At 62.0% G+C, this 3121-nt stretch carries 2 protein-coding genes; one reads left to right on the top strand and one right to left on the bottom strand.

The window, feature by feature from the left end:
- Positions 1-302: 302 nt before the first annotated feature.
- Entirely contained in the window at positions 303-1271 is a 969-nt protein-coding gene (locus tag KGA97_RS29310; protein WP_223481981.1) for a LysR family transcriptional regulator, read from the bottom strand.
- A gap of 274 nt (positions 1272-1545) precedes the next feature.
- On the opposite strand from KGA97_RS29310, the gene KGA97_RS29305 reads away from it, so the two are divergent.
- On the top strand, positions 1546-3045 hold the full coding sequence (locus tag KGA97_RS29305; protein ID WP_223481980.1) for an efflux transporter outer membrane subunit: 1500 nt from the start codon (positions 1546-1548) through the stop codon (positions 3043-3045).
- The last annotated feature ends 76 nt before the right edge of the window (positions 3046-3121 follow it).

The following is a 3121-nucleotide window of genomic DNA, read 5'->3' as shown; positions in this document are numbered from 1 at the left end:
CCATAACAAGTGCTAACGGGCAAAAAAAGCGCCGTAGTATGTCATGAAGTCCGGCATCTATCTCTTGAACCTCGGGTTTCCAGGCCCGGTCGCTGATTTCTCAGCGACGCCCAAAGCCTAACCATCTCGCTTCCCACCCGACAACCGACAGAACGCGTCGGAAACATCCTAGGACACCACGCTTTTTGTAGGAGCGAGCCTGCTCGCGATAAACGTGAGAACACCGCGGGGTATCAGGTTCACAGCGTTATCGTTCACGACCATCGCCGGCAAGCCGGTCTCGCTCCCACAGTATTCTGTCGTCAATTCGCCAATCGCGCCCCACCCAGCGTTCCGCTCATCTCATACGCCGCCAGTTCCGCCTGATGCGCTGCCAATATCTCCGGCAACGACCCGCGCAAATACTCGACCCAGGTTTTGATCTTCGCATCCAGATACTGCCGCGACGGATAGATCGCATACAGATTCAGTTCCTGCGAGCGGTAGTTCGGCATCACCCGCACCAGCGTGCCGTTGCGCAAGCCTTCGATCGCCGCATACACCGGCAACACGCCGACGCCCATGCCGCTGATGATCGCGGTTTTCATCGCATCGGCGGAGTTCACCAGAAACGGCGAGCTGTTGATGGTGACCATTTCCTGGCCTTCCGGACCGTCGAAATTCCATTTCTCCAGCGGAATCACCGGGCTCACCAGGCGCAGGCACGCATGGTTCAGCAAGTCGCTGGGCTTGTGTGCGCAGCCGTTGGCTTTCACGTAGGCCGGGGAGGCGCAAACGATGCTGTAGGTGATGCCCAGGCGCTGGGAGACGAAGCCCGAGTCCGGCAGTTCGCTGGCAAGGACGATGGACACGTCGTAGCCCTCGTCGAGCAAGTCCGGCACGCGGTTGGCCATGGTCAGGTCGAAGGTCACGTCGGGATGGGTCTTGCGATAGCGGGCGATGGCGTCGATCACGAAGTGCTGACCGATACCGGTCATGGTGTGCACCTTGAGTTGCCCGGCCGGGCGCGCGTGGGCATCGCTGGCCTCGGCTTCGGCCTCTTCGACGTACGCCAGGATCTGCTCGCAGCGCAACAGATAACGCTTGCCGGCCTCGGTCAGGGCGATGCGACGAGTGGTGCGGTTGAGCAGGCGGGTTTGCAGGTGGGCTTCCAGGTTGGAGACCGCGCGCGAGACGTTGGCCGTGGTGGTGTCGAGTTGCACGGCGGCGGCGGTGAAGCTGCCGGCCTCGGCCACGTAGCTGAAGGCGCGCATGTTTTGCAAAGTGTCCATGGGGTGCTCTCGGGTGCGATGGCAAATTGTGACACGAAGTTTCAGAGTCTGAGACCCCGACCAAGGGATTATCGCGTTAACGGTAACAAAGATTCACAGGAATCCCAGCTTATCGCCATCAAACCCGCCCCCTAGAATTGCGCCGTTCCTTGTAGGAGCGAAGCTTGCTCGCGAAGAACGATAACGCGGTTTAACAGATGGACCGCGTTATCGTTCTTCGCGAGCAAGCTTCGCTCCTACGGGATCCAGTCCACTTTCTCGGGAAATCGCAGCAGTGCCGCGTCGCATCAGCAGAGCGCTTCAGACGCTCAGTGTTTTGGCTTTAACCCTGGCAATCAGCGGCTGCATCGGAACCGCAGGTATTGCCCCGCAGGGCAAGGCACTGGAGGCCAATTCACTGGCCACCGACGACGCCATCCAGAGCGCCGCGCAGGACGCTCACTGGCCCACCGCGCAATGGTGGCAGGCCTACGGCGACCCGCAACTGAACCGCTGGATCGACCTCGCCCTGCAAGGCAGCCCGACCATGGCCATGGCGGCGGCGCGGGTGCGTCAGGCCAAATCCATGGCGGGCATCGCCGAGTCTGCCGAGTCGCTGCAGATCAATGGCGGGTCAACCCTCAAGCGCCACAACTGGCCCACCGATCAGTTCTACGGGCCGGGCGAGCTGGCCAATGCGACGACGTGGGACAACAACGCCGCGCTGGGCTTCAGCTACGCCCTCGACCTCTGGGGCCGTGAAAGCAACGCCACCGAGCGCGCCGTCGACATGGCGCACATGAGCGCCGCCGAAGCGCGTCTGGCCCAGCTCGAACTGCAGAACAACATCGTTCGCGCCTACATCGAACTGTCGCTGCATTACGCGCAACGGGACATCGTCGCCGCGACCCTGCAACAGCAGCAGCAAATTCTCGACCTCGCGCAGAAACGTCTGAGCGGCGGTATCGGCACCCACTTCGAAGTCAGCCAGGCCGAAACGCCGCTTCCGGAAACCCACCGCCAGCTCGACGTGCTGGACGAAGAAATCGCCCTCAGCCGCAATCAGCTTGCCGCACTCGCAGGCAAAGGCCCGGGCGACGGCGCGCAGTTGCAGCGACCGACGTTGGCATTGGGCACTGCGCTGAAGCTGCCATCGTCGCTGCCGGCGCAATTGCTCGGCCAGCGTCCCGACGTGGTCGCCAGCCGCTGGCAAGTGGCGGCTCAGGCGCGGGGCATCGATGTGGCTCACGCCGGTTTCTACCCCAACGTCGATCTGGTCGGCAGCCTCGGCTACATGGCCACCGGCGGTGGTGCGCTGGAGTTCTTGACCGGCAAGAAACTCAACTACAGCGTCGGCCCGGCGATCTCGTTGCCGATCTTCGACGGTGGCCGGTTGCGCGCCGAGTTGGGGGAAGCCTCGGCCGGTTATGACATCGCCGTGGCGAAGTACAACCAGACGCTGGTCAATGCGCTGAAAAACATCTCCGACCAGTTGATCCGCCGCGAGTCCATGGACAAGCAGCAAACCTTCGCCGCCGAATCCGTGGCCACCGCGCAGAAGACTTACGACATCGCGATGATCGCTTATCAACGCGGGCTCACCGATTACCTCAACGTGCTCAATGCCCAGACCTTGCTGTTCAAACAGCAGCAGGTTCAGCAACAGGTTCAGGCTGCGCGGCTCAGTGCGCACGCCGAGTTGGTGACGGCGCTCGGTGGCGGGCTTGGTGCGGGTAATGACGTGCCGAATGCTGAGAAAACCCAGCCCCCGAAAACCCCGGTTCTTTTGCGTTGAACACAAAACCCTGTGGGAGCGGGCTTGCTCGCGAAAGCGGTGTGTCAGGCGACATCAGCATTGACTGACACACCGC

Origin of the sequence: Pseudomonas sp. BF-B-15, assembly GCF_019946675.1 — a bacterium.
Lineage (GTDB): Bacteria > Pseudomonadota > Gammaproteobacteria > Pseudomonadales > Pseudomonadaceae > Aquipseudomonas > Aquipseudomonas migulae.
This window is presented reverse-complemented; position numbering and strand designations above follow the sequence as displayed.

Coding starts and splice junctions, on each gene's coding strand:
- KGA97_RS29310 (WP_223481981.1), bottom strand. CDS start 1,271: ATGGACACTTTGCAAAACATGCGCGCCTTCAGCTACGTGGCCGAGGCC.